This window comes from Nostoc sp. PCC 9305 (genome assembly GCF_963920915.1).
Taxonomy (GTDB): domain Bacteria; phylum Cyanobacteriota; class Cyanobacteriia; order Cyanobacteriales; family Nostocaceae; genus Nostoc.
In genome coordinates this window covers 1-26405 of record NZ_CAWUDN010000030.1, presented here as the reverse complement: position 1 = coordinate 26405, position 26405 = coordinate 1, and the positions used below count along the sequence as shown (strand labels likewise).

Genomic DNA, 26405 nt, shown 5'->3' with positions numbered 1-26405 from the left:
GCGCATTCACCACGGGTATAAGTCTAGAGGAAGGGAGTGTGATTAGGGGAGAGATGACAGGTGACAGGTTATAGGGAATAATCTGTACGCTGTAACCTGTACCCTATAACCTGTACCCTATTCCCTTCTTTACTCCCCACTCGCCACTGCCTTTAGTTCTAGTTCTAGTTCTAGTTGTTCTTCCTTCTGGCTAGTGGAAAGTATTTGCGGGAGTTGTTCAATTTGGAAATACTGATGGAATTTTGAGGTTACTTGGAGTGAGTAGGAGCGAGAATCGCTGTCTCGGCGCTTGCGGATGAAACCAAGTTCGACGAGTTCTGGAACGTGTTGATATACTCCCGAACCGCGCAGGTTAATCAGGTCGCTCTGAAGTATGGGACTATTAAGAGCGATCGCAGCTAAAGTTCGTAATGCACCTACACCCAATTCCACTGGTATCATCGTTTGCACTAGATCGTGAAAGTCAGACCGGAGTTGCAAACTATAACCATCTGGGGTTTCTATTACCTCTAAAGCGCTATCTCGGTGGGCATAATTGTCCATGAGTTCAATTATGCCTTCTTTGACAGTGGCGCGATCGCACGCGGCATACTCGGCGATTTCGCCGAGCGACAAGGGTTTACCCTTTAAATAGAGAATTGCTTCTATCTTCGTCGCTGTGGCTGTAATCATTTAGTCATTAGTCGTTAGTCATTGGTTATTAGTCATTGGTCATTAGTACATGACAACTAACAATCAACAAGTGTGTGGCATTATATCGTAAATTGTCAAAGTATTTTTTTAAACTTTCAAATTTGGCATTGGGATTAGGGGAGAGGTGACAGGTTACAGGAAGTATATCTGTACCCTGTAACCTTTACTCTATTCCCTTCTCAAAAGCCTCTACTTGTGAGAATAAATTCTGCGATCGCTAAATCTTGTGGAGTGGTCACTTTTAAATTTGTCTCCTCTCCCTCGACAATTCGGACTTCGATGCCGCACTTTTCAAATAAAGCAGCATCGTCAGTTACTTCCCAACCTTGACGGACTCCTTCAGCATGGCACTGTTTCAACAACTTGACATCAAATCCTTGGGGAGTTTGTGCCGCCCATAGTTGTCGTCTGTCGGGTGTATCTTGAATTATGCCTTGTTCATCAACAATTTTGATGGTGTCTTTGACGGGTACACCAGCAATTAAACCGGGACAGTGGCGAATGGCCTCGGCACAAGAGTTAAATAAATCTGGTGTGGCCAGGCATCTAGCACCATCGTGAATCAACACTTGTTCTGCGGCTATTGGCAGAGATTGCAAGCCATTGTAAACAGATTCTTGGCGGGTGGAGCCACCTTGAATTAATTCCACTGGTTTAGTCAGCTTCAACTCGGCGAGAATTGCATTTAACTCTGGCCAATCGCTAGACTGAGAAATAATCCCGATCCAACTGATTGTAGTGGCGGCTTCTGCGGCTAATAAAGTCCAAGCAATAATTGGTTGCGATCGCACGAGTAGCAGGAGTTTATTGCGGTTACTCCCCATTCTTTTTCCGATTCCCGCAGCTGGAATTAGTAAATACACAGAATTCCTCAATCTTTAAGCTATATATTTTCCCCTAAAATAGGGAGCGAGTAAGCGTCAATAAATATTATGCGAGTAGTAGCCCTTGTACCTGGCGGAATTGGCGACCAAGTTCTCTTCTTTCCGACTCTAGATGACCTGAAGCGCCATTACCCTAACGCTCAGATAGATGTCTTTGTTGAACCCCGGTCAAAGGCTGCCTACCGAGTGAGCAAGTCAGTTCACGAGGTGCTGAACTTTGATTTTAATGACCGTAACAGTCTGGCAGATTGGGGTAATTTAGTGGGGACGATTCGCGATCGCGAATACGATGTTGCCATTGCTGTTAAGCAAAATTGGTTGGTGGGTCTTTTACTCTGGTTGACGGGAATTCCTATACGTATTGGCTACAAAGGCAAAGGATCGGGTTTTCTTACCCATGCTGTGCCGTTTAAATCATCCCAGTATGCGGCAGCAGTTTACCACGACTTGCTGCAACCGTTGGAAATAAATAGCCCTGTCCCAGAGTTAGCAGTAAATGTGCCAAAACCAGATATTGAATGGGCACAAAAGGAACAAAAACGTTTAGGGGTTCATGAAACAGGCTATATCTTGATTCATGGCGGTTCTGGCCAGTTATCCCAGGCTAAAGAACTGGATAAAATCTACCCTGTCGAAAATTGGCAGCAAATTATTCAAGCCTTCCAACAAAAGCAGCCGGATTTACCTGTGGTTGTTATTAAGGGAGTTGATGATGAGCAGTTTGTGCGATCGCTTCTGGAGTCTTCTCCAGATATCAAGGTGACTGCCCCAGATGATATTGGTAAGTTAACTGCCATAATTGCTGGGGCAAATTTGATGTTATCGACTGATAGTCCGGCACTACAACTAAGTGTTGCAGTTCAAACCTATACCATTGCCATATTTGGCCCCAGCGATCCAGCTAAGTTGTTGCCGAAAAACGATAAATTCCTGGCTATTGAATCCCTCACGGGAAAAACGGCGGATATTTCACCAAACACAGTTTTAGAGAAAATTTGGGGTGGCTAAACTAGTAGTTTTCCCAAACTTAGATACCTAGAACAGACAGTAAGCCTCAAAACCTCTCTCTTTACAGGCTATGCGTTACCCACATCTTTCTTTACAATCTTGAAACCCATGTTCTATAACCTTCTTAGACATTGAGAATTTAGGTATACTTGACAAATTCGCTTTTAATCTTCTCGCTAAAACTGCGTTTTTATTGAGAATGAACAACGAACGAATCAGGGTTATAAAAACCTGAGTCAATACTCTCGCAAATGTTAAGAAAGATCCGGGTAATGGATAGCTTTACAGGAGAGAGGCGAATGTATATTGCATACAAATGAAAAGCTCTATAATTTATCACTCAGCCGTTGTCGCAAGTTGGGAACGGCTTTCAGTTTTTATTTAGACAAATCCAGCTCTAGTGCGCTATACCACAATACCGTTGAGTTAAACCCAAAATCCTTAGAGATGCGTTGGCCCAGCAAGATGAAGTACAATTTCGCATCTCTACAAGTCAAATTCCTCATCTAAAATCCAAAATGGTATTAATTAGAGGCAAGCAATAAATGTCCAGCTTGCCATATATGTTCCAACAAATATACTGGGATAATCAGCACTACTATCGGAAACAAACCAGTCAGGAGTCGCTTTCTGCTGTCGAACCCTCTTTTCCAAACCAATTTGTAGAGATATATTCTCGTGCACAATTTTTGCATTAGCAATTTCTAGCATTTTTTCTATTGACTTTTGTAGCCACTCTGCTCGAACAAACAAACTGTGAGATGGATGATCGCCGTAGCAAAAAGGTACAATGAGAACAAGATATCCTTTGTCGTTTAGTATTTTATTCAGGCAAAATTGAATAATTTCTTGATCGTCTTTTTTTTCTTGGGTCTCTTTGTTAATGCTGTGAAATAACAAACCCGCTAGCACGATTGCATCAAATTTTTTATTCTCTTCAACAAGTTCAGACAGGAAAAGCGATAAATCTTTGGTAACAAACTTTCTATTTGGGTAGAGTTTTAAACATTGTTCAATAGCTAGTTCACTGTGATCGACTCCTAGATAGTCACATCGAGCCGGAAGATATTTGCTTAAAGCCGCATTACCGCATCCTAAATCTAATAATGAGAATGAGTTTTCTGGAAAAGCGTTACTTAAAAAACCACCTGTAGGTGTATATCGGGTGAGATTTTCCGGGGCTTCAAAGTAAGAATAATAGTCATCTTGAAAACGTTCTTCTTCAGATGTTGCACGCTCAGGTACTAAATTTTTCATTCCAAAACCCTCATTTTTTCAAGCTTGTTTGATTACAAAATTGCTCTTTCAGGATCTTGCGAACTACTGAAAGCGCTTGAAGTAACCAGTATAAAATAAAACCTATTTTCTTTCGTATATAAGAAACAGGTTTCTATTCTCAGCATATTTGCTATGGTTAATTTAAAAAATATCTTTTTAGATAGATAAAAATTTCATCCTTAGAGGATGTTTTAAATATCGAAAAGTATACTATGGGCCAATACAATTCAGTGAAGTTTTTGGTATTGATTTCGGCAAATAGAGGCGCGAAATTATACGTTCGTGTCGGTCAATGCGCTAACGCTTCACTACAGAAGATTTAGGGCTTAACTGAACGATATTGCAATATCAGAATAACCTCACACAGTACACTAAAACGAAGAAAATTTTCTCACAATGCTTCCATCACCTATTAGCTATTTAAAATATTTCAAAAAAAGCATCATCCAATTCATAACCGAGAATTTGCGCCATAGACTTTAGGCGCGAGAGGCTGGGTATGTCCTGTTGTTTCAGCCAATCACCTAAAGTAAAGATTTTATGCATCAAAAATATTTCTAAGGCTTCAGGATTATACTGAATACCTTCTTGGGAACTAAACTGGTGTGGTACAAGCATGGCGGCATAACGGGCAAATTCTCCAGCTTTCCAATCTAGTAAAAATGGCAACCAGGGATATTTGGCATCTAGACGCACAAACCACAGGCGCACCTCTGGAATTTCTGAGAGTTCCCGTGGGTCGTCAGGCTGGAGATCGTAATTGACATCAAAGTGTAACTGCTGTTCGTGGGATGCAACCCCATCTTGCAGCATTTTTTCAATCACCGTTGATGCAGGGGACAGATCCAGATTGTTAATGAAGTCATTATTGAGTGCGATCGCAATTGTCATTGATTTAGCAGCCACCTTCTTGATGCTCAACTGTAGGATCGAGAATATACAGTAGCAGCTTTCAGGCATTGACGCTACATTGACTTTTGATCGCACAAAGTCTTTTTCATAAATCAATTACTATTTACTGATACTTTTTGCCGATAATTTCATCAACCCATACAAGGTTTAAACACAAGTCTGACCTTGCTCAAATTTATTTGATACTTTCGCTTAATTTCCGCTGGTTATAACAAATATACATCCAGTTACTAGCCTTGATATGAGCCACTGGCTATCGCTATTCACTTCACTGATTTTTACTAAAATTAAATGTTACTTTTGTCATTGCTATAATTACTCGCATCTAATTAAAGAATTACTACACGATTAATATGGTATGCCATTAGAATTAGCCTACTTGGGTAAGGCAATACCTGCCCCAAGGTGGACATTTACAGCGATTTTAAGTTAAAGTTGTAATGAGTTTGTTTTAGATTAAGGTCTGACAAAGTAGCCGTCAACAAGCAAAAAAAATCATTATCGCCACCTGTCACTTCCACAGCATCAAAAGCCAAAACATAAGTGCAGGTAAAACAGTAGCGTGCAATATCATTGCATATATTAAATAACCAATAAACATTTAGATGGGAAAATTCCCTCAACAGTTAACAAGCTGTAATATGCAAAAACAAACAATTACTACAAGACCAATTCGTTCCTTAGAAGATGCACTTGAGCGCTGTCAAATCCTGGGTATGCGCGTCAGTCGTCAGCGTCGCTTTATTCTGGAATTACTTTGGCAAGCAAATGAACATCTTGCTGCAAGAGAGATTTACGATCGCTTGAACCAACAAGGCAAAGAGATCGGCCATACCTCTGTTTATCAAAATTTAGAAGCATTATCCAGTCAAGGCATCATTGAGTGTATTGAACGCTGTGATGGGCGTTTGTACGGCAATATCAGTGACTCTCACAGTCATATAAACTGTGTGGATACAAATCAAATTCTTGATGTTCATGTGGAACTACCAGAAGATTTGATCCGCAAAATTGAAGAAGAAACAGGAGTGCGGATTACTGACTACAGTATTAACTTTTTTGGCTACCGCAATCCGCAAGAGGGATAGGGAGCAGGGGGGCAGGGGAGCAGGGGGGTAGGGGAGCAGGGGAGGCAGAGGAGCAGGAGAGGCAGGGGAGGCAGGGGAAGATGAGGGAGTGAGGGAAAAGAATTAATAACCAATAACCAATGACTAATGACCAATACTTCTCTACGAGAGGCTGCGCCCGAAGCGTAGCTATGCCGCAGGCTTTACGACTACGCTCAGTACAAGTGACTAATGACCAATGCCCCATGCCCTATTCTCCAATCGAATTAATTGCCAAAAACTGTCTCATCATCGACATCATCATCATCTAAATCTGCTGACAAAATTGCGCCTTCACAGCTTTCAATTAGTCCGATGGCAGGGGTTTTGTTCCAATTAACGTTTGTGTTTGGTGTGATTTTCACGGTGTTTAAGAAGGGCTGCTGCGATCGCAAATGTTTTAGTTTTTGAAACATTTCTTTAGAGAACAAGGCTCCATTATCAGCGGCCAATTTTTTGTCAGTCGCAGCAAGGATGGCGTCAAACAAGCAGGCGTTGGTGAGATCGGCAGAATTAAGATTTGTCCCCATCAGGTTTGCCTGTTGCAGGTTTGCGCCTGTAAGGTTTGCCTGTTGTAGGTTTGCGCCTGCGAGGTTGGCGTTTTGTAAGTTCGCGCCTGCGAGGTTAGCCTGTTGCAAATTGGCTCCAGCCAAATTCGCCCCCATTAACTCCGCATTAGATAAGTTTGTTTGCTCAAGGCTCACCCCAGTTAACATCACCTGCGATAAAGAGGCTCCCGATAAATTGAGTCCAGACAGAGACTTGATTCGGGTTGCAAAAGCGCTTTTATGTAAAACCGTTGTTCTAGCAATTAGCAGACTCAGCACCTCTGGGTTGAATTCTGTTAAATTGACTGGATTCCCACAAGGCCAAAATGGAACTTTTGTTTCTCGGTAGCAAGCACAAAGCAATAAAAACACATTCAGTCCTACCGCAGCATTCACCTGTTCAACATTCACAGGGTTTTGCAGTGCATGAAAATTAGTCAAAGCGTTGTGGGCTATCCCCTCATCTAACCAACGTCCTTGACAGTAAGCACGCCAGAAAGATAATAGACGTTGAAATAAAACTTCAAATGAAAATTTGTGCTTTTGCTGACGGCGTAATCCAGCGATCGCTAGTTCTTCAATTTCTTGGCTAAGTATCCCGTAACCTAGTAAATTATAAATATTCTGGGCTGCGCTAGTGGGCGTACCATAAGCCTCATCTTGGTATTGAGTCAGAAGTTTAAGTTGGGCAGCTATAGCATCTGCACAAAGAGATTCTCCTAACTTGAGATGCGAAAACTCAATTAAACTACTTTTCGCTGCGCTTTCCACATCCCAAACTTTAAAATAAAATGCTGGTAAACTATTAAATTCACCAGCTAGATTAATTTGATGACGTTGCGAGTGTAAAATTTTGAGAGCGATCGCTTGCATCTGCTCAAGTAAATTTTGGGGATGACGATTAGCGAGTAAATTAGCGATCGCTTCTGGAGTCCGATGGATATGAGCCGTTCCTGAACGCAGTAGCATCGTCTTGATCCCACCAATTAGCGGATAACCCAACAACCATCGACTCAGACGATGATGAATTTCCCATAACAGAAAAGACTTTTGGGTATTAGCTGCTAACTGCAATAGTTCATCATCTAGCAATCCCTCGCGGTGCAAGATGCCCAACAAATGCAGCATTAGGGGTTGACGGACAAGGGGAGATAATTCGCTTAACTTTGATTGGCTGTTAAATAACCCTGCCTGTTTTAATAATGTAAAGAAATTTTGAGCAATGGGTAATGATTGCACTTTTGCCCACTGTTGAAACCATTGCTTGAATTCGTCCACATCCAAAGGCTGAATAATAATTCGCCTCAACAATAGCGGTAGTTCCGAGACGATTTCTGGTAAAGTCGTTGAACGACTTGTCAATACAATTTTGTGGCGGTGCTGAGATTGAAAGTTCAGTAATTGCTGAATAAAAATTGCTTGTGCCCTGATACCCTGAGCAGAATGGGGCAATTCATCCAAACCATCCAGCAGCAACAGACAAGGGAGATTTTCTTGCTCTAACCAAGTTGAAAGATTAACATCAAAGGCAGAATTTAGAGTTTCGATTAAAGTTTTACCGTATTGTACATCTCGCAACCTAATTACTATCGGCATCCAAGTAGGGTACAATTCCTGTGCTACCTGTGCTGCCCAAAGTTGGCAAAAACTAGTTTTTCCATAACCCGGTTCTGACTCAATGACAGCGATCGTTTCTAAATCAGTAAGCTGTTGCTGTGCCCATGTTTTTAAGTCAACTGGTTTAACAGCTTTTTTATCTTGCTCAGAAATATTTTCCTCTATTGGTAAGCCTTTTTGTGGCACATAGATATCCTTAAGAGCAAAGGATTCCATCAGCAAAGGGATACTGAGGTTTTTAATCAAACTTGCACGGTAATGTTCTCGGTGCAAATCAATTTTTTCACTGACTGTAGAACCAACTTCTGGGGTGATGAAACTGGGAGATAATGAAATCCCCAAACGGAAAAATTTTTGCAGCTGGGCTAAAGGTGCAGCATTCTCGGTGACGACTACCAATATGTCACCAGGAAGTGAGTTGACTAAACGCTGTGTTAGAAGTTTCGCTTCCGCTTCCTCTGCACCATTGGCAACTAACCAAGCGATAGCAGCGTTATTTATTTGTTGCACCAGTAATGAATCTGCAACCGAAGACAGCGCTTGTTCAGCTTGAGTATCAGTCAATTTCCCTGGGCTGAGAGTTTTCAGCAATCCTTGTAGTTGCGGATCTTGGAGGATGAGTTTACCCACGTCCTCTTTAAGTATGTGTGGTTGCATGGGTATAATTGCCCGGTCTAACCACGGTTTTTGTAGGCTTGCTTCCTGCTCTAGAATTGCTTGCAAAGCTTGGAGATAGGCAATTTGAAACGCTAGCCATGTGCCTTCATTACGTTTTAACGGTTTTTTTTGGCTGAGGCTACGCAACAGTTTTTCTGTCAACAGGGAAATGACACTGATTTCTTCCCAAACAATACTTAAGGGCAGTTCTAAAACCTCTACCAAGGTACAAATATCAAAAGGCATGAGGCTTTTGAGTTCCATATCCTGAACAATACGGTAGGCAATACCTGCCAATTGCCCCCCAGAAAACCCTCTGATTTGATTGATTGCGATATGGCGTTCTGCCAACCAGTGCCGAATACTCAGGTTCATTTAATCACACAGTGAAGGCTGCATAAGGCAATTATGATCGATTTATCAGTTTGCGAAAACAGGTGACAATGGGGAAGACAAAGTTTTGTATCAAAGTTTTTTTCTGATTGGTAAAAAACAGTGCTGATCTAATTGAGTGGACTATGAGCGATCGCCCTTTAAAATTATTGTTAATCGACCAAGACCCGATTTTTCGTCTAGGATTACGGGTAGCTTTAGAAGCGATTCCTAACCTAGAAGCGATCGCAGTTGTAGAAACTGATACCATTGCCTTGCAGATTTTAGCAGAAATTGCCGAAAAAGACCCTAACCAGGTAAATTTGGTAGTTTTAGAATTCGGTAATGGTCGTACCACCAGTCAACAGCTAGGTTTACAATTTTGTCGGCAACTCAGAGCCTTATATCCCAACCTACCAATCCTGCTCCTCAGTTCTATTCAAGAACAAGGACTGCTATTAGCTGCGAAATCTGTTGGTGTAAATGGCTACTGCCCCAAAGGTACACCACTTCCTGAGCTAGTCGCCGCCATGCAAGAAGTTGCAGATGGTGGTGACTATTGGTTCCAGGACAGAGAAGCAATAATAACTCCTAACTCCTCACTCCTAACTCCTAACTCCTCACTCCCCTTCTCTAAACTGCGAAATAATTTACGTTTGTCAGGAATTGCTAACATTGATGCTACTCTAGCCGCAGTAACAGCACAATTACAAGTTCCCGGACTACGAGTACTAGATCGAGCAATTCTAGCTGGACAGCGGCGAGAACTGCTAGCGGCTCGTTGGTTGCTAAATCAATTGTTGGTTTCACCACAAGAAAGGCAAGAGGAACAGATTCCGCTTGCTGATGAGCCGCCTGTGACTCCTTCATTAAGCATTCAGCAAAGACAAACCCTATCACCTTTACTTAGTCCGGGAACCCTACAATCTGCCTTGTTTACATCTTGCGTTACTAAGCTTCAATTTCCTTTAATAAATGTCACAGATATACCTTTAGAAATCGATATCTTTCGTGAAGATAAAAAACGTGAATTACTTTATTTGATCCTACAAAAATTGGCCGATCAGTTAGATGAATTGCGTGCTTCTCAAATAGAGATAAATCAATTGTATGAGCTAAAAAATACCTTGATACGTGATTTATGGCAAGTAGCGATTATAGAATTTTTTGGGAAATTTTCTCGGATACAAGTAGCTAATCAAAACATAGAAGTTGTTAAATTATTGCTACAAAATACAGAAGTTGTGCAAAGAGAGATTCTTCAAAAAATCCCACTATTTTATGAGTTGTATTCTTATCTCTTATTTCAAACAGAATTGAACATTGATAATCGCTCATATCCAGTAGTTAGCGCTGAAGCCAAGTCCCAAGCATTGATGCTTTTAGAGAACTTATTAATTCAGGTAGCGAATGGAGTAGTTCAACCACTGTTAAATTATTTAGCAGATGTAGAAGAGATTAAGCAAAACTTTTATGGACGCCAATTGATTTCTACAAGAGAGATTGAACGATTTAGAAATGATTTGTCGTGGAAATATAGATTAAAAAATTATATAAACGAGCCAAAAGCCGTTTTTGAAAGTCGTTATGAGCTATTTGTAATTGCGCCTCGTGGCATTGCCACTACTTCAGTTTATGCCCCTCGAAATCAGGAGTTAGTAAAACTTTCCAATATTCCCTTAATAGTGACATTGCTCCTAGAATTTAGTGATGCGATCGCACCGCGTTTAAAATCACTATTAGCTGTTTTCGGTAGCGGTATAGTTTTTATCCTTACCCAAATTGTTGGTCGGGGTTTAGGTTTAATTGGTCGTGGTATTCTTCAAGGTATTGGTAGCGTTTCGTCAGTAGAAAAGAACTTTAGACGAAATAGCGATCGATCTAAGTGAACCAGCAACCCAGAGGGGCAGCTTTCTGTAATTCTTTTCCCAATGACAAATGACAAATGACAAATAATTTTATCGGGCTAGCAATTTCTTATGTTTACGCTATCAGTCTGCTTGTGATTGGCGAGGGACTACGTAGGCTATTTGGTATAAAGCCGGATTTGACCCGAAAGGTAATCCATATTGGTGCAGGGATGTGGACTTTCGGAGTCCTGCTACTGTTTAAGAATTGGGAAATCGGAATTATACCTTTTGCTACCTTTATCGGACTGAACTACTTGTTTTACCGCTATCGAATCATCGGCGCAATGGATACCCAAGATAGCTCACCCGGTACGGTTTATTTCGCTATCTCAGTGACATTGCTGTTCGGGCTATTGTGGCGACCAGATGGGCCAGTAGATAGCGTTGCGATCGCCGTAGCTGGGATAATGGCAATGACCTGGGGTGACGCACTAGCAGCATTAATCGGTAAACGTTTTGGGCAACATAAATACCAAGTGGGAAGTTCTATTCGTTCCTGGGAAGGTTCAGCAGCAATGTTTATAGCGAGTACAGTAGTAATTTTCTTGGTGCTATTACTGCTACCTGGTTCGTCGCTGAGTCCCCTAGCAACGCCTTTAAGTTTAGGATGGGCCTTTCTGACGGCGGTGGTAACTGCTACTTTTGCAACTTTAGCAGAGGCAGTCTCGCCCCACGGCACAGATAACCTCAGCGTACCTCTAACAGCGGCGGGAGTCGTTTGGATTTTTATGCAGGTTTTTAAGGCACTCCCAATTACCTCGTTCCCAGTCTAAAACTAGAATTTCAGCCACTCATAATATAGATTCTCAATAAAAACAGCTATTTTACTGCGATGTCTGCGGCGGTCTGTTACGCTCAACGGCTCACTCTAAGCGTTGGCGGAGCCTCTCGTAGAGAAGCCATGCCGTGGCGGAGCCTCTCGTAGAGAAGGCTTTACGCTGCGCTATCGGTATCGCATTATTAATTCGGCGATTTATACCCCTAATTTTTAGCACCTAACTTTGGAGTATTGCTACTTCATACTAAAATACTACTATTTTGAAATTGGCAGTGTTCAGAAACACAATATATCTGTGATCGAGAACACATCTTTTCTGATTAAGACAACTATATGATCTTTCCCACATGGACTTACAGCAAGAATACATCTTGTAACTTGATGTCCATCTTCTTTCTGTTAACTCCGGCGATACACAGTTATGCTTCATTTTCTGATTGAGCAGAAATTGTCAAAGCATACTTGAAAGGATTTCCCACAATTGAAGAAGGCAGAAGCCTGTAAGTATCAATCAAAACTCTAGTTGCGGGTGATTGCCCACTACTAGAACAAAATTGTGTCGAGATATGTAACACCAGACACAAAGCATCCTTGCTTCAATCTCATGCTTTTAAGCGTGGGATTAAAGCAAAGATGCCTTCATATCTTATCTTGTACCTTCTGCCTTCTGAATGCATTTTTCATCAAAAAACAACTCTAGCAACATAGGTACAATCAATATGAACTTTAAACAATTTGGTGTATTACTTTCTATATCTACAATTCTTGGACTCAACGTGATGGCGACCAAGGTTTTGGCTCAAGAGTCGCCTAGTATTACTTTTGGAGAGGCAATTGGGTCTGGTGGATGTAGTGTTGCCGATCAGCTTCCTGGAGAGGATGGTAGAAGCTTATCGATCATCTTGGATAACTTTAGTGCATTCAATGGTCAGCGTCAAAGGTGTATTTTACGCGTTCAAACTTTTATTCCAAGTGGTTTCATCGTCCAAGATGTACAAGTACTGTACCAAGGAACTACTGATATTGATAGCAAGAGTAAAGGTACCAGCTTAGGCAGAACTTATAGCTTTAGTGGTGGTGCTCTTGGTCAAGCCGTAGCTCCCCCTAAAACTACCAAGTTTACATCTAGTAAGGCATTTGCGGAGCAAGATAACATTACTGTTGCAGCTGCTACAGGTTTATGTAGTGGTGGTGGACAAGGATTATTAGGTATTAATCTGACTGCACAATCCTCATCAGGAAGTTCTATTTTCGTTGATACAGCCGATCTCAATGCTGGGGATGTGAAACTTTCTTTTGACCTAAAGCGTTGCGACTAATTGCTTTTAGCGATTCTGCGGATAGATGGTGATACACCGCACCAAATTCCAACTTTAGTGGTCTTCAATGAGTGGGGGATTTAGACACACCACTCATTGAATCTACTGAAGGTATTCTTCTTTAAGATTACAAATATTCTGTTGATGGAGAATAAGATGATGTTGAGATTAAGTGATGCACGTAATTTTTTCATGTTAATGTGCTTGTTTTTTTTCTATTGTTATGATGCTAATTCATCTAGCGCTGCTGCTCCAATAAACAACCAGCTACGATTTTCGGTTAATAGGGGATGTAATATAAGTTTCGATCCGAAAATAAGTCAATTTACACTTCGCTCTCCTATAACTGTAAAGGCACAATCGCCAAGGGCTAGATGTATCATTAGAATTGATACCTCTAATACTCAAAAGCAATTTAGACTAGTGCCTTTAGCTGTAAAAGGTGTGGTAAAGAAAGCATCAGCACGAGTAGCTATCACATCATTTTTACTTGGCGATAAAGCAACACCATATGAAATAACATATGGAAATGCTAGAAATTTTGATTTGACCAAGCAAATACTTCCAACTAACTATACAAGTACAGGAAAAAGTGTTTTAGGTATTAATTTAGTATTAACAACAACTGGAGGAGAATTAGAGTTGACAGACTTCAAGTTTGCAGTTCAACAAAAATAATAAGCTCAATTTTGAGGGATGCTCTCCAATTCTGATGACGTTGCGTTTTCAAACAAGGTGCTGTCAATATTGGCAAAGGCAGCGAGAACTGCAAAGTCAGTATCCTTGTGGAAGTCAGTAATGATATAGGACTCATATCTGATTTTTGAACGACATTTTAGATAAAACCCTTATAAAACAGGCTTTTCAGTCTCAAGATGTTTTCAAAAATCAAATCGGAGTCCTATATCAGTACCTTGTTGAAGTTATTATAGTGACAACTCCGTGCGTAAGTGCTAATTCCAATTGCGGCGGAAATGGAAGAAGCCTTCTAAAAACTCTTGCAAAGGAATGTTGGTATTTAACTTTTGCTTACTCCACTCTCTTGCAGTTCGTTCCAGAATTTCTGAGAAACTGGGATAGGCAGGAGATAAATTTGCTAGATGTTTGACTTTAATTTTTTGTGATATTGCCAAGGCAATCAAATTAATTAATTCTCCAGCTTCTGCCCCCAATATCGAAGCTCCCAAAATTTCCCCATTGCGTAGCACAATTAATTTACACATACCAGTGGTTTCATCCCGAAGTTGGGCTGTTGCCACTGTTTTAAAATATTGTCGCAAAACTAAAATTTTATCTCGGCTAAATAGGCGTTTTGCCTGTGCCTCTGTCAAACCCACTTGCGCCAGCATCGGCACAGAAAATACCGCCCAAGGAATTGAGGAATAATTTACTCGTAATCTAGGGAAAAATAGTGCATTGTTCAGAGCAATTTTTGCTTCATAATTAGCGACATTGGCAAAGTCGTAACCACCGATTACATCACCACAAGCATAAATGCGGTGGTTAGTGGTTTGCAGTTTATCATTCACCACTAAGCTACGTCGATGCCATTTCACGCCTACTGTTGCCAAATTTAGAGGTTCAAGATTCGGCTGTTGTCCAGTCGCCACTAGAATTTCATCAGTTTCAATGGCCTTATCTCCTGCTTGAATCCACTTTTTATTTTCAATTAGCCTCACCTGAGTTACTGGTTTTTCAGTGAGGACGCGTACACCTTCTACTTCCAACTGCGCCTGAAGCAATATGGCTATCTCAGGGTCTAGATATGGCAGAACATAAGGATGCTTGACTACCAGCGTCACACTGCAACCAAACCTTGCTAAAGTTTGAGCAATTTCAATGCTTTGGGGAATTCCACCGATAATTACCCAATTTTTGGGTAATGTCATACCCTGGAAAGATTGCCAAATATTAGAAAGGGTTAGATAGCCAGTGGCTTGTAATCCTTCAATCTCAGGAATTTCTGGACGCGAACCACTAGCCAGCAAATAAGTACGGGCGCGTAGTAGGCGATTGTTAACGGCGAAAGCCAGTTGGGGCGAAGATTGAAATTGACCACTCCCAACGATGACATCGACTCCCTGCGCCGCTAGGATGCCTGGGGAATGCTGTTCTTGGAGATTTGAGGCGACGCATTGAGCATACAGCATCGCTTCTTGCCATGCCATAGATATATGGCATTCTTCCGAGGTATCAGTGTGTGTGGCATGAATACCAAAACCAGCCGCATCCTTCAACTTCTGCGCTAGTTTACCAATTTCGGTAAGAGCATGGTGATGAGTAAACCCGTAGTCTACTTTGGGTTGTACCAGGGCAACTGTAGCATGTAGTTGGGTTGCAGCAAGTGCAGCATAGTATCCAGCAAGACTGCCGCCAATAATTACAACATCGTAGTCAACGGTCACGTGAATTTAGATTAGAGTTAGGAGTTAGGAGTTAAGAGTTAGGAGTTAGGAATTAATAGTTAGGAATTAGCAGTTAAGAATTAAAACCCTTTTTTAACTTATAACTCCTAACTTATAACTTATAACTCCTAACTCTCTTTTAGCGCTGTTAGTAAGCGTTGGTTATCGGACTCTTCACGTACAGCAACCCGGAAAAAGCGATCGCCTAGTTCTTTGAAACTAAGGCAATCGCGGATTAAAATCTGGTGATACTTGAGTAATTGTTGCTGTAACCGGGAAGTAGATTCTTGGGACTCAACCAGTAAAAAGTTAGCAGCACTTGGTTGGGGTTGCAATCCTGGGATTTCAGCTAAACCCTGAAACAGTTGGTTTCGTGCAGTTGTTAGCCATGCCCAAGTTTGCTGCTGAAACTCCGTATCTTGGAGTGCTGCAATTGCCGCTGCTGCCGCTAGTGTATTTACAGGCCAAGGATCTCGCCATAGCTGCCATTTAGCTAGGCAGTCAGGATGTGCGATCGCATATCCTAATCGCAGTCCTGGGAGACTGTAAAATTTGGTCAGCGATCGCAATACTACTAAATTCGCATATTCCTGCACCACCGGAATCAGGCTTTGTTCCTCATTGGGCGGCACAAAATCCATAAATGCTTCATCCACCACAACCAAAGCAAATTGCTCCAGGTAGGGCAAAATAGACTCCCGTGAAAATAGTTTTCCGGTTGGGTTGTGCGGATTATTCAGCAATAATCCTTTGTCCTTTGTCTTCTGTCCTTTGTCAAGGAATAATGACCAATGACCAGTGACCAATACTTCTCTACGTTCGCACAGTGTGTCGCAGACAGAGGCTGCGCCAACGGCTTCGCTCAGTACAAGTGACAAAGGACACTCCAGCACATTAGCGTTGTACGCTGCCAAGGTTCGGTAGTAGTCGCCAAAGGCTGGAGTGATTAAAATTGTCGCGGCTAATTGAGCTAATTCCCTACCGATTAAAGTGAGTAATTCTGCGGAGCCGTTACCCGGCAGAATCCACTCAGACGGCAATTGATGGAAGTGACTGAGAGCTAGTCTCAGTTCACTATAGTTTGGGTCTGGATAGTGCTTAAGATTACCAATTTGGGACTTAATAGCAGCGATCGCGCTGTTTGGAGGCCCCAACGGGCTGATGCTAGCAGAAAAATCCAGAATAGCATCAGGGGGACAGCCAGCCAGTGCTGCTGCCCAGGCTAAATTTCCCCCGTGTGCAGGTTGCCGCATTAAAAAAGGGTTCCCGAAGACAGAACCTATGCTTTTGGGGGTGCTACCTTTTCTCTAAACAGTTTTCCTGCGGAGAAGGCAGGAACCCTCGTCGCTGGAATCTCCATTTTTTCATTTGTTTTCGGGTTGCGACCTTCACGGGCTTTACGTTCCCGTGATTCAAATGAGCCAAATCCCACCAATGTCACCTTATCACCAGAGGAAACCGCTTCAATAATCGTTTCCAAAGCGGCAGTTAAGACTGCATCCGCTTGTTTCTTGGTAACACTAGCCTTTTCAGCTACGGCATCAACTAATTCACCTTTGTTCATGTCAAACTCCTGAAGGTTTACTTGAGATTTTTTACGGATGTAAATTAATACATCTGTACTGAAATCTTTGTTCGCAGAAATACAAAAATCATCCTTTGGGAGTATTTTTACTCAAAACGGCTGTACATCCCATCGGCTCGACTTTTCAATGAATCATTCTAAGGTGTTGTAGCCTGATGTGGATAGATGAAACCATTAATTTATATAGATTTCAGGATTTTTTGTAATTTTAGAGTACTTGTTCCACTAAAAACCACCCCAAAAGTAGGAAAAAATACCTAGTAAATCCCGTAATTGCAAAGAAAACAGGGGAGTGGGGAGGTGGGAGATGGTCAATGTTTGTTGGCATTCATTACCGATGTTGAAGAGTTATTGCTGAGATTAAGCAATTTTTATGGAAATTGAAGGCTCAGATTCCCGATTTCTCTAAAAAGTCGGGGATTTTGCTCACTTTTTATCTGATGTGGAAAATCCAATGCGAAATTTAACCCTATAGCAAAGTTCTTTAGTAGGGAAGGGGTAAAAATTAAAGCTTCTCCGCTACAAAGCGATCCATTAGTCACATCTTTCTTAACATTTATGGTGGCGATGCCTACGGCGGTAAACTATTTCTATCGTTCCATTGTCATAAGCAAATCGGGAGTTTCGCTCTGAACCCATTTCAGCCAGCATGGTTTTAAATGTCTGCCAGCTGATGTTTTGCAGTAAAACCCTATTTTCTGCGGATGTTTTTATTGCCACCATAATTCAATTCTTTGCAACAAATCTTTTCCAGTACTGTATCCCTTAATATTACTGTTAAGAGGATGTTTGAAAAGTATGGGGCGAATAGAATTCGCTACTACACAAAACTTAGTCCACGGAGGTGGACTAATAGGACTTACGCACGGGTAACGGAAAACGAACCACATAGGGCGCAGAGTTCACGGAGAAATGAGAGTTTGAGAGGGTTTTTGCGTAAGTCCTAACTAATACAAAATCAAGGGTTTTTAACCTGCGGAGGCAGGTTTGGTCTGTATAGCCGCGACTTCTAGTCGCCCGGTGAGTAATAAATTAGACTTTATATAATAAATGTTTACCAGAAGTAACAATTATAGTGCGAATTTGCTGCAAATGTTCTCCCAATGGGACTTGATTTGCAGAGTTTTTCAAACCAAGAAATTCAACAAAATCTAAAACTTCCTCTTGTTTTTCTTGTGAAAGAGAACGCCACTTTGTTAATAACTCTTGTTCTGAACTCATTAGTATTTACCCACTACTGTTACTTCTATTGTGATTGGGTATTTTTATTGTAGAATGACGTTTAAATTTAATCCTACTTGTGAACAAGAAGATCCCCAACTTCTTAATAGAAGTTGGGGATCTGAGTCTTTAGCAGAGGTGACTCACCTACTAATTATCTTTAATTACCTGCCAGGACTCTTCAACCCACGACGCTCAAGGATTTGCCGCACTTCAGGGCTGGGGGCGTAGTTATAGCCGTAGGAGGAGTTCTCTGAGTCATCCATAATCTGAGGTGTAAGTAACACAATCACCTCTTGACGCTGGTTCTGTCGGTTTGTACTTCTAAATAACGAACCAATTAGTGGAAGATCGCCTAAGATAGGTATTTTGGAGACAGCTGTTCGATCTTGGTCTTGAATTATACCACTTAGGATTAGTGTCTGACCATCTCGTAAACGAATTAAGCCAGAAGTAAGAGAGCGCTCAGACACTAAAATAATTTGTCCATTTCCTGTATTTTCTGAGCCTGAAGGAGCGCTGACAGTAGGGGCAACCGATAAAGAAACGAACCCATTATCGTCAATCCGCTCAATTTTTACACTCAAGGTTAAGCCAACTTTTTGTTTCTCAATTGTTCGTTCTGTCCTAGAACCACCAGAAGTATCCGTTGTTTCGAGCGTTATATTTCCCACTACTTCTTGAGTCAAATTCACCAGAGCCTGCTGACCTTCTTGAACAATTAAGGTTGGGTCGGTCAAAATCTTGGCATTGCCATTTGTAACCTGAGCCTTCAAACTAGCGAGAAGACTTTTGGTAAACCGATATGGTGATGTAATAGTGCTAGTGACATTATTGATGATCGGTGTATTAGTCAAGCTATTTCTTGCTTCATCACTAGTAGCTGGTCTGGCACCGCCAAAATTCAGAGAGGCGACACCACCATCATTGCTAAAGTAGTTGTTACCAACCCCAAAAGAAAAGCTAGTGTTGTAGTCCTGAATATTCGAGAGGTTGACATCAATAATCTTGACGTTGACTACCACTTGACGACGGCGGATATCAAGCTGAGTTAGTTGAGCCATCGCAATCTCAATGAGTCTAGGAGGGCCAATTAAGGTCAGGGAGTTAGTGCGCTCGTCTCCTAATGCCTGTAAACCTCTTAGTAATGGACTAGAGTCTTTAAAATCAGCGCGTTGGGTTTCCAGTTTGGTTTCTGTGGTCGTCTGAGTTTGGGTGATGGGAGCAGCGGCAGTACCCACGGCTACGGCACTAACACTGGTAACTAGTCGTTCGCGGCTGACGGCACTTTCTGCTCCTAAGCCAACCAAAAAATTTAGTGCGGTTCCCACCGTTACCTGATTTAGTCGCATACTACGCATAACCATATCACGCGTAGCATTAGGTAATTTAGCCCCGACAAAAACTGTACGACCACTACGGTTAGCTTCTAAACCACTCAAGCGCAAAACGTAGTTAAACACATCTTGCACTGGCTCATTTTCTATATCTAGCGAGATTGTTTGAGAAACTGCTGGTGCATTAGCACCGCCACCTGGCTGACCTCCACCAGCTTGCTCACCTCCTACGTAAGCCAAGTTCAAACCGGCAGCACGAGCAAGCAATGACAAAACCTCACGTACTGGGGCATCTCGCAGTACTAGACGAGGTACACGTTCCTGAGTTGCTAAGTCAACGGTGCTAGGAGAAGCATCGGTAGCGGAAATAGCAATATCTCCCACTGGTGGGGCGACGGCTCGAGGTAAGAACGGTGGAGCCTGACTCAGAGGTTGACCTGGCCCAGCAGCTTGTGCAGGTTGTCCGTCAATGGTGACTTGGGGGTTAGGAACGAGAACACCTGGATTTTGACCAGGTTGGGCTGGAGTAGTAACGGGTGGTGCTGTGGATATTGGGGCTGTTGGGGCTGTTGGTGTTGGGGCTGATGCTGTAGTGCCTGTTGAAGGGCTAAAGCTGAGTGTAATTCCATTTGGCGATCGCATCACAGGTTGACTGCCAGGTGCATCGTTGCTGCCAGTTACCATCACCCGAATGCTATTAGCATCAAGCTGACTAACTTCAACAGAGGCAATTCCTGGTGCTGGGTTATCTTGACGAAAGCTATTACCTTGTGGTAATCGTAATTGAGTGTTGATAACATCAGCGACTAAAGCCTTGCCTCTTTTTGTAGTGAAAACTTGGGGGCGCGACCCAGAAGAAGTTTTCAAAGCAACGCTAATTCCACCATTAACTGGATTTAACTTGACATCAGTAACTTGACTAATTTGTGCCCAAACTGGTTGAGCTGCCAAAAATACAAAAGCAGCAGTACCTAAAATAAAACTATTACCGTGAAGCTGTTTCACAGTTCATTCCTCACCTTATAAAACCTTGTTTACATACAATTTTGAGTAGGCGGTTAGAAACCGCACGCCAATTGCTTATGGGGAAACCCCATTGACGCTAGCCTCTTCCTGTGGGAGAAGACCGCGCTTTGACTACACGAGACTTTACCCACCTACCCTGCGGGAACGCCAAGGGCAAACGTGAGTTTCAAAACCCTCAAAATTTTTCCTTAGTCTGCGGGAAGGCTTTGTCTAGGCTTGTATAGCCGCGAATTCTATATTCGTCCTAACTCTAATTTGACTACTTTTTCGGGGCAGCTTTCGCTGCTGCTGCGGCTATTTCTTCTGGACTAAGTGGCATCAATACCTGTAACTGGAATGATGTATTAATCGCTGCTGGGCCTACCTGCATCGGCGTTTTATCTAATGGGGATCTTGTCTCTGCTGGAGCCAAAGTTGCTTGATAATCTTTAACTATTAACAAAGGCTGTAACCGCTCAATGTTACGAATTATCGATTGTGTTTGTTCATAAGTTGCTGTAATCTCAGCGCTGATAGTACTGCGTTGCAGCTTGCCGTCAACCCCTACTCCTAAACTTCCATCGACAATCGGTTCTGGTTTTTGGGAAATCGGCACATATTTCTTCAGTTTGGCTCTTACTGCATTAATAGAAGTTGCAGTATTGCCAGACTCAATTAAGCGGTTCAAATCCAACAGCAATGTATCTAAGGTTTTTTCGTTAGCAAATAAACTTAAAACCTGAACTTTTTGCTGCTTTGCCTGTGCTAGTTCGTCTTTAACTTTGTCAATCTGTTTGATGTTGGCTTTTTTTTGCTCAATTTGCCCTTGCAGTTCAGAGCTTTTGGCTTGCTGCTGCTGATAGCTTTCCCAAGCTGGCATCAGCAGGTTTAACAATATATAACCTGCTCCTGCTAAACCAATCACCCCCACCAAGATCCCAATAATTTTTGGTGTGAAGGCAATACCAAATACCACAGGTGAGGCTGGCCCTGCCTGATCGAATTCCCCACCTTGTTCGGCAAAATTTAAATCATCACTCAGCGTCATTTTGAAATGACTCCTGTTTGTTGCATATTACGAATTCGAGTTACTAACCCCACTGTGCCTTTTTTTTCTAACTCTCGAATTAATTCCGACGCTGGAACGTCGTTCATGCTCGATTGAATAGTGTATTTAACTACTTGAGGTGGCTTAATAATTACATCATTAGAAGATTGACTCGCACTTGCTGTTAAGGGAGCCTCTACTAACGTTGCTGTCAAAATTCTGGTTTCTGTGGGCTTCAAAAACTGAGATTGTTGTAAACTCAATAAGAAATCATTGACATCATTAAAGGAACGAGCCAATCCGTTAATTTCTAATCCCCCTGCGGGATTATTTGGTGGCTGACCTGCTGCTACTGCAATGGGTGCAATTTGCTTGATGTTCTCGATTTGCACTGCCGTTGGGATGCGATCGCGCAAATCTTGCAGCATTGCTGACCAAGGACGAATCTGGTCAAATACAGTTACTAAAGCTTGGGTTTCCCCTTTAATTGCGTTTGTCTCGGCTTTGATTTTGTTCAGATTTCCTATTTCTGTATCTAACCTCTTGCTTTCTTGGTCTAGTTGTGCTATTTGACCATCTAATTCAACAATCTTCCCTTGCAGCAACCACCAACCAACTCCTAATAAAGCCGGAAGACCTATACCTACTGCAACTCCCACATACAGTAGTGTCAAATCCCCCGTAGGAAATTTTAAAGCTATTCCTCCTTGTTTCTCTGGCTTTTTCTGGAATGCTGGGCGGTCTTTAAGAAAGTTAACATCTAGGCTGTACATTTTGTTACACCTCCCGCATTCCTAGACCTAGTACAATCGCCAAGCCAGAGCGTTGTACCTGTGGATATTTATCAGTGTCAACTTCCAAAGCTAAAGACCCGATTGGATCTATTTGGGTAGTTGGCAAACTCAATCGTTGAGTAAAAAATTCATCTAGCTGTTGAAGTCCACCTCCTGGCCCAGCTAATAAAATCTGCGCTACCTCCAAATTTTCACTTTGATTCAGGTAAAAATCGATGGAACGGCGCAGTTCATCCGTTAGTTCTCCCAAGACTCTCAATATGGCAGCCATGCCAGGATCGAGTTCGGTAACGCCAGTTTTACCGCCGTCTATGGGAGTTGCAGGAATAACCATTCCGTGTAACAGTTCCATATCTCGTGATGTAGGTAAGCTCATTGCCCTTGCTAAGGCAGTTTGCATTTGATAAGTCCCGATGGGGACTGTGCGCGAAAATTGTGGCACTCCGTTAACGATGATGGCGATTTCTGTACTGTCAAACTCGATATCAACTAGTACTGCTGCTTCTTGCGGGCCAAATTGTCGCAGTTGTTCGCGAATAGTCCGAATCAGAGCAAAACTGTTAATTTCTAAAACATCAATTTGTAATCCTGCCTGCTCGAAGGTACTTATATAGGTATCCGTGATCTCCTTGCGGGTGGCCACTAAGAGTACGTGTACTTTTTCAATGCCATCTTCATCTACAAAATACCCAAGTTTCTGATAATCTACATCAGCCTCTTCACGAGGATAAGGTAAATACAAACCTGCTTCATGGTTCAGCACCATTTCTCGCAGTTCTTTATCGTCTAACTCTGCTGGCACTGGTATAATCCGAACGATAGAATCTCGTCCTGGTACACCAGTAGCAACGTGAGAAGTTTTGATTTTGCTCTCAGCTAGCGCTTGTTGGATTAATTGCGCCATTGCAGGAGGGTCGCTGATTTGACCATCGACAACTATCCCTTCTGGAACTGCTACCGATGTATAGATTTCTAGTTTCAAGCCTTGACCCTGCTTGCGTAGCTGAACAACATTCACCCGTTCGGGAGCAAGTTCAATGCCTACCCCTTTTTTCGATTTGCCAAACAGACTATTGAAGCTTTTTACCACAGTTGTGCCCGCTGGACTGCTAAATTGAAAATTTAAATTTGTTGCAGTAAAGGCGTTATATATTACGTCTTTACGGGTAATTTATTTAGCCTATAATCTCAACAATTCTGTCTAAGCTTTTCACACCGATCAAGCGTAAAAATACTGGGAAAATGATTCAATTGCGAAAATTTAAACAACTTGTTGCTTTTGTACTGCTTGGCTTATTAACCAGTTGGATTGTAAGTTGCAGTACAGGTAATGTTAATACAAGTACAAAACAAGCTACTTCAGGAGTGGGAACTGTTGAATTTTGGACAATGCAACTCCAACCTCAATTTACCGACTACTTCAAAAGCCTAATTGCGAATTTTGAATCGCAAAATCCAGGTATAAAGATTAACTGGGTTGATGTACCTTGGGCAGCAATGGAGAACAAAATATTAACAGCTGTCTCCGCAAAAACGCCACCTGATGTAGTTAACTTGAATCCGGGTTTTGCTTCTCAACTTGCCGGACGAAATGCTTGGTTAGATTTAGATGCGAAAGTCCCGAATAATGTACGTTCCTCCTATCTGCCGAATATCTGGAAAGCAAGTACGCTTAATGGCAAGAGTTTTGGGATTCCCTGGTATCTCACCACACGGTTAACCATTTATAACACTGATTTATTAAAACAGGCAGGTATCAATAAAGTCCCGGCAACCTACGCAGAATTGGCACAAGCCGCGCAACAAATTAAAGACAAGACGGGTAAGTATGCCTTTTTTGTGACTTTCGTACCGCAAGATTCCGGTGAAGTGCTGGAATCTTTCGTGCAAATGGGAGTCACCTTAATAGATGCTGAGGGTAAAGCGGCGTTTAATTCAGCACAAGGGAAAGCCGCGTTTCAGTATTGGGTAGATTTGTATAAAAAAGGTTTGCTTCCTAAAGAGGCTTTAACCCAAGGACATCGCCACGCGATCGATTTATACCAATCTGGAGAGACGGCGTTTCTAGCTTCTGGGCCAGAGTTCCTAAAAACGATCGCTAATAATGCCCCAAAAATTGCTCAAGCTTCGGAAATAGCACCTCAACTTACTGGTGACACAGGTAAGAAGAATGTCGCGGTAATGAACATAGTTATTCCTCGCGATAGCAAACAACCAGATGGCGCTGTGAAGTTTGCTTTATTTGTCACCAATGACGAAAATCAGTTAGCCTTTGCTAAAGCTGCAAATGTCCTACCTTCTACAATCAAAGCATTGTCTGATACTTACTTTAAAGATGTTCCAGCTAATGCTTCAACAATAGAAAAAGCGCGAGTTATGAGTGCTCAAGAACTGCCAAAGGCAGAAATATTAACTCCTACCTTGAAGGATTTTAATAAACTGCAAAAGGCAGTTTACGAGAACTTGCAAGCAGCAATGTTAGGCGAGAAAACTGTAGATAAAGCTGTAGAGGATGCGGCGCAAGAGTGGAATCAGAGGTAAATTCGTAATTCGTAATTCGTAATTCGTAATTATGATTTATGAAATATATTGGTGGTTGCTAAAAAGTCACCGATTAAATAAAGGGAACCACACAAAACGATTAAATCTTCTGTGGTAGCGGTTGTAGTGGCGGCTGCTAGTGCTGTGAATAAATCTGGATGGATTTGGCGATCGCTTAATTCGGGACAGAGGCTGTAAGCTAGATTTGATAAGTAGTCTAGATCCGCAGAAGTTCTACCGGCCCAGGGTTCTACTGGTATTGGCACTAAATAAAGGCGATCGCCTGGTCGCAGTAATGCGGTAAAAATATCAGTATGATCCTTATCGGCAAACATTCCCATAACCCAATTTATGGGTTTGGGGTTAACTGCGTCTAAGCTATCAACATATTGGCGGAGAACTTGGGCAGCGGCGGTATTATGAGCGCCATCAAGTAATAATTTATGGTTTTTCCAAGTAGTCCATTGCATCCGCCCCGGCCATTTAGTTTTTCCCATGCCGTTAATTATGGCTTCTTCTGAAATCTTCCAACCCTGTTGTTGGAGAATTTCTAAAGCGGCTAAAGCCAAAGCTGAATTAGTTAACTGAATTTGTCCTGCTAACGGCAATGGATATTTAATTAATTTAGAATTTTGAATTGTTTCATACTCTGCCCATCGTGTAGCGATTTCACGGGCGGGTTGAGGTGTAAAAAGTGGACATTTTAATTCTAAAGCACGCGATCGCACCACTTTGTCTGCCTCTGGTGGTAATGGCCCAACCACAACGGGACATCCAGGTTTAAGAATACCTGCTTTTTCTCTAGCAATATCAGCGACGGTAGGGCCAAGTTGCTGCCAGTGTTCGCGGCTAATGGAAGTGATGAGCGTAACCAAAGGTTCCAAGCAAACATTAGTAGCATCTAAGCGCCCTCCTAGTCCGACTTCTACCACAGCCACATCAACTTGTTGCTGGGCAAAATATAACCAAGCAGCTGCCGTAATTACTTCAAACTGAGTTGCCGATTCGTCATCAGGGAGAATAACCGCTTGGACTTTTTCTAATAATTGGCTCAAATCCTCAGAGGAAATTGGCTGTTCATTCAGACAAATACGTTCCGTCCAATCAACTAAATGGGGGGAAGTGTAGCGTCCTGTACGATAACCAGCCTCAGTGAGTACCGAGGAAAGATAGGCACACACTGAACCTTTGCCATTAGTGCCAGCAACATGAATTACCGGAACTTGGTGATGGGGATTGCCGAGATTTGCCAATAGATTGACAATGCGATCGAGTCCCAAATGGACACCAAAGCGTTGCAGGGGTTGTATTACAGAATCGATATTCAAGGAATGGGAGCAGGGGAGATGTGGGAGCAGGGGAGATGTGGGAGCAGGGGAGATGTGGG

At 42.2% G+C, this 26405-nt stretch carries 21 protein-coding genes and 1 pseudogene; 7 read left to right on the top strand and 15 right to left on the bottom strand.

From position 1 onward, the window contains the following. Nucleotides 1-129 precede the first annotated feature (129 nt). Both scpB and ispD read right to left on the bottom strand, forming a co-directional pair. Complete coding sequence (gene scpB, locus ACM0OX_RS13410) at nucleotides 130-672, bottom strand: SMC-Scp complex subunit ScpB (RefSeq protein WP_414515405.1); 543 nt, start codon at nucleotides 670-672, stop codon at nucleotides 130-132. A 200-nt stretch (nucleotides 673-872) separates the two neighbouring features. Further along, nucleotides 873-1556 (bottom strand): 2-C-methyl-D-erythritol 4-phosphate cytidylyltransferase, encoded by a 684-nt coding sequence (gene ispD, locus ACM0OX_RS13405; protein ID WP_414515403.1) that lies wholly within the window; start codon nucleotides 1554-1556, stop codon nucleotides 873-875. Between the two features lie 69 nt (nucleotides 1557-1625). On the opposite strand from ispD, the gene ACM0OX_RS13400 reads away from it, so the two are divergent. Beyond that, nucleotides 1626-2585 carry a glycosyltransferase family 9 protein gene (locus ACM0OX_RS13400; protein WP_414515401.1) on the top strand — a complete coding sequence of 320 codons (960 nt, stop codon included), beginning with the start codon at nucleotides 1626-1628 and terminating at the stop codon, nucleotides 2583-2585. Nucleotides 2586-3113: 528 nt separating this feature from the next. On the opposite strand, the gene ACM0OX_RS13395 is transcribed toward ACM0OX_RS13400, so the two are convergent. Further along, nucleotides 3114-3842: a class I SAM-dependent methyltransferase gene (locus ACM0OX_RS13395; protein ID WP_414515399.1), complete on the bottom strand. Its 729-nt coding sequence runs from the start codon at nucleotides 3840-3842 to the stop codon at nucleotides 3114-3116. A 441-nt stretch (nucleotides 3843-4283) separates the two neighbouring features. Continuing rightward, on the bottom strand, nucleotides 4284-4754 hold the full coding sequence (locus ACM0OX_RS13390; RefSeq protein ID WP_414515469.1) for a CRR6 family NdhI maturation factor: 471 nt from the start codon (nucleotides 4752-4754) through the stop codon (nucleotides 4284-4286). Nucleotides 4755-5416: 662 nt separating this feature from the next. Between ACM0OX_RS13390 and ACM0OX_RS13385 the strand changes: the two genes are divergently transcribed. Next, nucleotides 5417-5863: a Fur family transcriptional regulator gene (locus tag ACM0OX_RS13385; protein WP_322660180.1), complete on the top strand. Its 447-nt coding sequence runs from the start codon at nucleotides 5417-5419 to the stop codon at nucleotides 5861-5863. Between the two features lie 245 nt (nucleotides 5864-6108). On the opposite strand, the gene ACM0OX_RS13380 is transcribed toward ACM0OX_RS13385, so the two are convergent. Then, complete coding sequence (locus ACM0OX_RS13380; RefSeq protein ID WP_414515397.1) at nucleotides 6109-9078, bottom strand: pentapeptide repeat-containing protein; 2970 nt, start codon at nucleotides 9076-9078, stop codon at nucleotides 6109-6111. A 143-nt stretch (nucleotides 9079-9221) separates the two neighbouring features. Between ACM0OX_RS13380 and ACM0OX_RS13375 the strand changes: the two genes are divergently transcribed. The 4 genes from ACM0OX_RS13375 (at nucleotide 9222) to ACM0OX_RS13360 (ending at nucleotide 13760) form a co-directional block, all read left to right on the top strand. Continuing rightward, nucleotides 9222-10964, top strand: a complete 1743-nt coding sequence (locus ACM0OX_RS13375) for a DUF3685 domain-containing protein (RefSeq protein WP_414515395.1) — start codon at nucleotides 9222-9224, stop codon at nucleotides 10962-10964. Nucleotides 10965-11020: 56 nt separating this feature from the next. After that, the gene (locus tag ACM0OX_RS13370; RefSeq protein ID WP_414515394.1) at nucleotides 11021-11758 is read left to right on the top strand and encodes a diacylglycerol/polyprenol kinase family protein; all 738 of its coding nucleotides are present in this window, start codon (nucleotides 11021-11023) and stop codon (nucleotides 11756-11758) included. A 724-nt stretch (nucleotides 11759-12482) separates the two neighbouring features. Beyond that, a complete protein-coding gene (locus ACM0OX_RS13365) occupies nucleotides 12483-13082 on the top strand; it encodes a DUF4360 domain-containing protein (protein ID WP_414515393.1) in 600 nt (199 codons plus the stop codon). A 423-nt stretch (nucleotides 13083-13505) separates the two neighbouring features. Beyond that, the gene (locus tag ACM0OX_RS13360) at nucleotides 13506-13760 is read left to right on the top strand and encodes a hypothetical protein (RefSeq protein ID WP_414515392.1); all 255 of its coding nucleotides are present in this window, start codon (nucleotides 13506-13508) and stop codon (nucleotides 13758-13760) included. 275 nt (nucleotides 13761-14035) lie between these two features. Here ACM0OX_RS13360 and ACM0OX_RS13355 read toward each other — a convergent pair whose 3' ends face one another. The 9 genes and pseudogenes from ACM0OX_RS13355 to pilM form a co-directional block, all read right to left on the bottom strand. Beyond that, entirely contained in the window at nucleotides 14036-15487 is a 1452-nt protein-coding gene (locus ACM0OX_RS13355; protein ID WP_414515390.1) for a dihydrolipoyl dehydrogenase family protein, read from the bottom strand. 128 nt (nucleotides 15488-15615) lie between these two features. Further along, nucleotides 15616-16740, bottom strand: a complete 1125-nt coding sequence (cobD, locus tag ACM0OX_RS13350) for a threonine-phosphate decarboxylase CobD (protein ID WP_414515388.1) — start codon at nucleotides 16738-16740, stop codon at nucleotides 15616-15618. A 26-nt stretch (nucleotides 16741-16766) separates the two neighbouring features. Continuing rightward, the gene (locus ACM0OX_RS13345; RefSeq protein ID WP_010998076.1) at nucleotides 16767-17051 is read right to left on the bottom strand and encodes an HU family DNA-binding protein; all 285 of its coding nucleotides are present in this window, start codon (nucleotides 17049-17051) and stop codon (nucleotides 16767-16769) included. Nucleotides 17052-17654: 603 nt separating this feature from the next. Further along, nucleotides 17655-17795, bottom strand: a pseudogene (locus ACM0OX_RS13340) (Uma2 family endonuclease); the annotation flags it as partial. Between the two features lie 309 nt (nucleotides 17796-18104). After that, a complete protein-coding gene (locus ACM0OX_RS13335) occupies nucleotides 18105-18293 on the bottom strand; it encodes a hypothetical protein (protein WP_414515385.1) in 189 nt (62 codons plus the stop codon). 164 nt (nucleotides 18294-18457) lie between these two features. Next, nucleotides 18458-20635 (bottom strand): AMIN domain-containing protein, encoded by a 2178-nt coding sequence (locus tag ACM0OX_RS13330; protein WP_414515383.1) that lies wholly within the window; start codon nucleotides 20633-20635, stop codon nucleotides 18458-18460. A gap of 280 nt (nucleotides 20636-20915) precedes the next feature. Continuing rightward, nucleotides 20916-21683, bottom strand: coding sequence for a pilus assembly protein PilO (locus ACM0OX_RS13325; RefSeq protein WP_414515382.1), 768 nt, complete (start codon nucleotides 21681-21683; stop codon nucleotides 20916-20918). Next, nucleotides 21680-22456, bottom strand: a complete 777-nt coding sequence (locus tag ACM0OX_RS13320) for a PilN domain-containing protein (RefSeq protein ID WP_414515380.1) — start codon at nucleotides 22454-22456, stop codon at nucleotides 21680-21682. Before ACM0OX_RS13320 ends, ACM0OX_RS13325 begins: the two co-directional genes overlap by 4 nt. 4 nt (nucleotides 22457-22460) lie before the next feature. After that, entirely contained in the window at nucleotides 22461-23567 is a 1107-nt protein-coding gene (gene pilM, locus ACM0OX_RS13315) for a type IV pilus assembly protein PilM (RefSeq protein WP_414515379.1), read from the bottom strand. Between the two features lie 152 nt (nucleotides 23568-23719). Here pilM and ACM0OX_RS13310 point away from each other — a divergent pair, with 152 nt between their 5' ends. Continuing rightward, complete coding sequence (locus ACM0OX_RS13310) at nucleotides 23720-25018, top strand: ABC transporter substrate-binding protein (protein ID WP_414515377.1); 1299 nt, start codon at nucleotides 23720-23722, stop codon at nucleotides 25016-25018. A gap of 29 nt (nucleotides 25019-25047) precedes the next feature. On the opposite strand, the gene ACM0OX_RS13305 is transcribed toward ACM0OX_RS13310, so the two are convergent. After that, a complete protein-coding gene (locus ACM0OX_RS13305; protein ID WP_414515467.1) occupies nucleotides 25048-26346 on the bottom strand; it encodes a bifunctional folylpolyglutamate synthase/dihydrofolate synthase in 1299 nt (432 codons plus the stop codon). Nucleotides 26347-26405: the final 59 nt, after the last annotated feature.